The following is a 5,055-nucleotide window of genomic DNA, read 5'->3' as shown; positions in this document are numbered from 1 at the left end:
CTGTGGTGACCGCCCGACAGACGTCGGTTCCGGCGCGGGCGACCTGCCCCGATCAGCGTAGGTCAGCTTAGTGCCCCGTATGAATGCCTGCCGCGTCGGCCGTGCCGAGGGCGCCTGCGATGGCTGGCCGCTGGTTCGTGGTGGGTGTGGTTCGTGATGCCTGACTGCCTCGCGCGGGCATCCGCACCCGGGCGCGGGGCCTTTCGCCGGTCGGATGGATGGCCGGTGGATGACGTCGTGGAGCTGTTCAGCCGGATGGGCTGGGCATCACCGCGGTGATGTCCGGGTACGGATGGGCCGGGTACGGATGAACGAGGTCAGACGGGGCGTCGCTGTTGAGGTGGGGCAAGTGCGAGCATGGCAGGACTTCTCGTGACACATCCGTGAATGCTGCCGATGTCGTCGATGTCATAGTCCTGCCTGGCCTGTTGCCAACGGGTGGACTCACAGCGTTCCGCCCACAGCCGCCGGCCGACCCGGTTGCGGCGGTCCTCGACCTCCAGGGGCGCGAGTACCCCGCCCAGCGCCGCCTGCAGGTGGGCCCAGTCGTGCGCGGCGTCCCACGTCGCGAACGAGCCCAGATGCTCCCCGTCGTAGTCGTAGACATGGTATGGACGGCCCACGGGCGTCTCCTTCACTGATCTGGATGCCTCCGGGCGCGCCGGAGGCCGTGTTCCCGTATCTGCCGTGTTCTCGTATCTTTCGTGCGCGTATCCAGGCCCGCGGGACTATGTTATGTCCAGGTTCGAGTAGAACCACCGGTTTCGTCCAAGGACGACGGGTCATAGCCGTATGAACGACAGCTCCGTGGCCGGCGGCGGACGTTGGTGACCAGAAGACCGTGCCGCTTGAGTCTCGACACGAAGCCGCGACGTCGAAGCTCCAGACCGGGCGCGTCGACGGGGCCGCCATGGCCATCGCCGCAGGTCCATGATGCCCGTCCATGGGGCCGTAGGACCCCTGAACGCGGTAACCCGCCTCGCGAGTCACCATGAGTGACATTTCTATAGCGTATTTGTCGCCATTGGTCCGCCCGGTCGAGGGCTGTCGAAGGACCGGCCGAAGAGACAGGACCGGCCGATAGAGGCGGGGACGGCCGAAGAGGCGGGGACGCCGACGGGCCGGGAGAGGCCGGGGGAGCGGAGGAAGCCGAGCGGTGCCGCCGGACGCGCGGTCACCTGGACGTGGCGGTGGTGGACGCCCGTGAGGCCGCCGCGTCCCAGGCGTCGGCGACGATCCGGTCGATGGTCGAGCGGCTGCCCTGCCAGCCCAGCTCCGCCCGGATACGCCGGCTGTCCGCCACGAGCACGGGCGGCTCCGCCGCCGGCGGGCGGTGTACCCGTCGCACGGCGCGGCCGGTGACTCGCTCCACCGCGTCGAGGACGTCGGTGACGCTGACCCCGAGGCCGGTACCGACGTTGAAGATCCTGCTGTGGCCGGGCCGGACGGCGTCCAGGGCCGCGAGATACGCGTCGGCCATGTCGGCCACGTGCACGTACTCGCGGATCACCGCCCCGTCCCCGTTGACACCGAAGGACTCGCGGCACCCGGCGGCCACCGCCAGCGCCGCCGGGATGATCCGGCTCTCGTCGTTGTCGAGGTGCCGGCCCGCGGCGCCCGCGACGTTGAAGGAGCGCAGCACCACCGCGCCGATCCCGCCGGTCGCGGCCTGGTGGACGACGAGCTGCTCGGCGGCGAGCTTGGAGGCCCCGTAGGGGTGGGTCGGCGCCGGGGACGTGCTCTCCGGGATGGGCTGGGTCTCCGGCGTGCCGTAGACGGCGCCGGTCGACCCCAGGACGACGACCGGCGCGGTCCCGGTGGCCTCGGTGCCGCGTTCGAGCAGCCGCAGCAGGTTCGCGGTGCCCGTCACGTTCACCGCGAAGTACCGCAGCGGGTCGTACCGGGACTCGCGCACCCGGGTCAGGGCGGCGAGATGGCAGACCGCGTCGAACCCGCGGTCGAGCCGGGCGAGCTCGAGCGCGCGGACGTCCACCAGGTCGGCGACGACGATCTCCGCCTCCGACGCGAGCCGCGGGCACGATCCTCCGGAGTGGACGAGCGCGGTCACCCGATGCCCGGCCGCGGCGAGGGCGTCGGTGACGGCCCCACCGACGAAACCGGCCGCGCCGGTGACAAGAACACGCACGATGTCGACGGGGCCGTCAGGACGCGGCCCGCATGCGCAGCCCGGGCAGCAGCGTCCCGCGATGGCGCCATGCGAGCTCCAGGCAGGCCGCGGCCGAGGGCGCGAGCGGTTCGTGTTCGATCAGCCGGCGGACGGCCGCGTGGGTGAACGGGATGCCCTCCGACGCCCGCCGGTGCGGGCCGGTGGTGACCACGGAGCCCTCGGCGTTGACCGGGACCATCCCGGCGAACAGCGAGTCGAAGACGTCGGCGTCCACGACCACGACCGTGAGGATCTCACCGAAGAGCGTGAGCGCGTCGACGCCCATGCCGAAGCACCAGGCGCGGACCCGGCCGGCGCGCCGGGCCCGCTGCAGGGAGCGGAACGGCTCGTCGCCGTCGTAGTCGATCAGGGAGGAGCTGCTGCCGTCGTGCTCGGCGTTGCCGAGCAGCTCCTCGCTCAGCTCGCGCATGATGTTGCGCCAGAGGTCGAAGTCGGCCTCGTGGTGGCACGGGGAGATCCCGGAGGGCTGGAACACCCCGGCCGGCAGCACGTGGTAGACCCCGCCCGCGGTCGCCACCGAGCCGGCGCTGCGGCGGTGCAGCATGAAGCTCGCCCGGCTCTGGTCGTGCCGGATGGTCAGGGTGTTGATGGACGGCAGGACGACCCGCTGGCCCAGGTCGAACGGGTCGCCGATCCGGCGCCGCAACGGCAGCGCCGGCCAGGACAGCCCGCCGCCGAGCATGGCCGCGGCCGTCTCATGGGCGACCGACTCGCACACGTCGAGGGCGTCGAAGTAGGTGGTGTGGCCGAAGGCCAGCCGTGGCCCGCGCTGCCCGGCGCGGGTGGCCTCAAGCATGCGGAAGCTCAGGCGGTTCTCGAAGAGCGTGGGCCGGTCGAGATCGCGCATGGCCCGGGTGTAGGTCCCGAAGGCGGCCCCGCCGTCGGTCAGCGGACGCAGATGCTCGGTGTCGGTGCCCGCTCCCGACACCGTCGGTGCGGGGAGCGCGTCGGACCACTCCAGTTCGATGTCGGCGAGGTCGACCGGCTCGTCCCACATCCAATCGGGCCGGGTCAGCAGGCCGTTGCCGAGCCGGTGGGGCTGTGGGTACAGGCCGGCGGTGGCCCGGGCCAGGCTGATCCGGTGGTGGTTGAGGTGGTCGCGTGTCAGCCGCCAGGTGCGCTGGCTGGCCGCGATCCGCTCGTCCAGCGGGTCGGTGGGGGCGGCGTCCCGGCGGCTCTCGGCCAGGGAGCCCGCGGCCAGGCCCACGTCCTCCGGGGACAGCGACAGCCGGCGGGCGATGTGACGCAGCGTGGAGATGTCGTGAATAACCCGCCGGCCGCTTTCGACCTTGGAAACGTAGGACTGGTCGAAGCCGAGCCGTTCGGCGAGCTGCTGCTGGGTAAGGCCGAACGTCTGCCGGTAGGAGCGGAGAAGGAGTCCCACGCCGGTCGATCGCGTCGTCTGGTGCGGCGGCGTCCACAGCCATGGCTGACCAGTCACCCGCGGTCCTTTCATCCGGCTTCGGGGTTACTGGAAGTGAGCATAACTAGTCGGTCGATCGACCGCGCATAGCCACAAAATGGTCGCTTCCGGTACAGCGAAAATGTTGCTTGCGGTGAAGTGAATCACACGTTCCGCTGACAATCTATTGCGCGTATCCGGGCCGGGCGAGCGGGTGTCGCGGGCCGGCCGGCCGCCGGTTCTTCAGCCGTCCGAGGTTTCCGGTTGGGTGGATCATCTGTTCACGACGCCGTCGGCGAGATCAAAAAAGATCACGACGACGATCAGTGCGATGATCCAGCGAAGAAGGCCCAGCCGGCCCCAGATCTCACGCGCGGCACCGCCGCCGACGCGGCGGCCCCACACCAGCAGCGCGAACAGGGCGCCACCGACGACGACGAGAAATATGCCTGCGTTACTGGCGTCGGGATGCACGTCAACGATGATCGCAGATGATCCCGGGGAGATGGTGGCGTCGTTCACACGGAACGGCGCAACAGTGGTGGGTGCAGGGCCGTGGCGGAGCCCCGCCGGTACAGCTCGGCCGGGCGCCCCCCGCCGCGGGGCGCCGCGCGGGCGCCGACCGGCACCACGAAGCCAGAGGTCGACAGCACCTTGCGGCGGAAGTTGGGCGGGTCGAGCGGGGCGCCCCAGGCCGCCTCATAGACGCGGCGCAGCTCGGCCAGGGTGAACGGCTCCTCGCAGAAGGCGGCGGCGAGCGGGGTGTACTCCAGCTTGCTGCGGGCCCGTTCCACGCCGTCGGCGACGATCGTCGGATGGTCGAAGGCGAGGACCGGGCCGTCCGCGGAGCCCAGGTCCTCCACCGGCCACCAGCGGGCCGTCGGCCCGTCGCGGTCGGTTCCCGGCGGGGGCGGCAGGTTCGGGAGCAGGGCGAGGTAGGCCACGCTGACGACCCGCGCCCGCGGGTCGCGGTCCGGCCGTCCGTAGGTGCGCAGCTGCTCAAGATGGCCGGACGCGGCGACCCCGGTCCCCTCGGCGAGCTGCCGGCGGGCCGAGGCGTCCAGGTCCTCGTCCACCCGGACGAAGCCACCGGGCAGCGCCCAGTCGTCCTGGAACGGCGGCGCGTCCCGCTGGGTGACCAGTACGCAGAGCTGCCCGGAACGCAGCGTCAGCAGGACGACATCGACAGTGACCGCGATCGGGGACGGCCCGTTCACGAGCATGTCCGGGGCCCGCCGCGCGTAGCCCCGGCCCGCCCGCGCCCGGCCCGCCCCGGCCCTGTCCGTGGGGACGCTGTCCACGGGGTCCCCACCGAGCGGGGTCTCGTTCGACATGACAGGTCTCACGATGCCCCAGTGTGCGGCCTGGCCACGCCGGCGGGGGCGCTGACCCGCCGTCCGGCCCGGGACGGCGGCGCCGGGCAAACCCGCGCAACGGCCCGGGCGGGACGGGCCGGACGAGCCGG

Annotated in this window: 5 protein-coding genes; all 5 read right to left on the bottom strand. The window is 71.8% G+C overall.

Going from position 1 to position 5,055, the window contains the following annotated elements:
- Positions 1 to 317 precede the first annotated feature (317 nt).
- Positions 318 to 623, bottom strand: a complete 306-nt coding sequence (locus AC5LSR_RS17475; RefSeq protein ID WP_250290348.1) for a hypothetical protein — start codon at positions 621 to 623, stop codon at positions 318 to 320.
- Positions 624 to 1,174: 551 nt separating this feature from the next.
- Positions 1,175 to 2,146 carry an NAD-dependent epimerase/dehydratase family protein gene (locus AC5LSR_RS17470; protein WP_250285623.1) on the bottom strand — a complete coding sequence of 324 codons (972 nt, stop codon included), beginning with the start codon at positions 2,144 to 2,146 and terminating at the stop codon, positions 1,175 to 1,177.
- Between the two features lie 16 nt (positions 2,147 to 2,162).
- Positions 2,163 to 3,629 (bottom strand): helix-turn-helix domain-containing protein, encoded by a 1,467-nt coding sequence (locus tag AC5LSR_RS17465; RefSeq protein WP_250285622.1) that lies wholly within the window; start codon positions 3,627 to 3,629, stop codon positions 2,163 to 2,165.
- A 234-nt stretch (positions 3,630 to 3,863) separates the two neighbouring features.
- Positions 3,864 to 4,112 carry a hypothetical protein gene (locus AC5LSR_RS17460; protein ID WP_250285621.1) on the bottom strand — a complete coding sequence of 83 codons (249 nt, stop codon included), beginning with the start codon at positions 4,110 to 4,112 and terminating at the stop codon, positions 3,864 to 3,866.
- Complete coding sequence (locus tag AC5LSR_RS17455) at positions 4,109 to 4,813, bottom strand: NUDIX hydrolase (protein WP_250285627.1); 705 nt, start codon at positions 4,811 to 4,813, stop codon at positions 4,109 to 4,111. Before AC5LSR_RS17455 ends, AC5LSR_RS17460 begins: the two co-directional genes overlap by 4 nt.
- Between the last annotated feature and the right edge of the window lie 242 nt (positions 4,814 to 5,055).

The organism is Protofrankia sp. CiP1_Cm_nod4 (genome assembly GCF_982290645.1).
Note: the sequence above shows the minus strand (reverse complement) of the source record. Positions and strands in the feature narration are given on the sequence as shown.

Coding starts and splice junctions, on each gene's coding strand:
- AC5LSR_RS17455 (WP_250285627.1), bottom strand. CDS start 4,813: ATGCTCGTGAACGGGCCGTCCCCGATCGCGGTCACTGTCGATGTCGTC.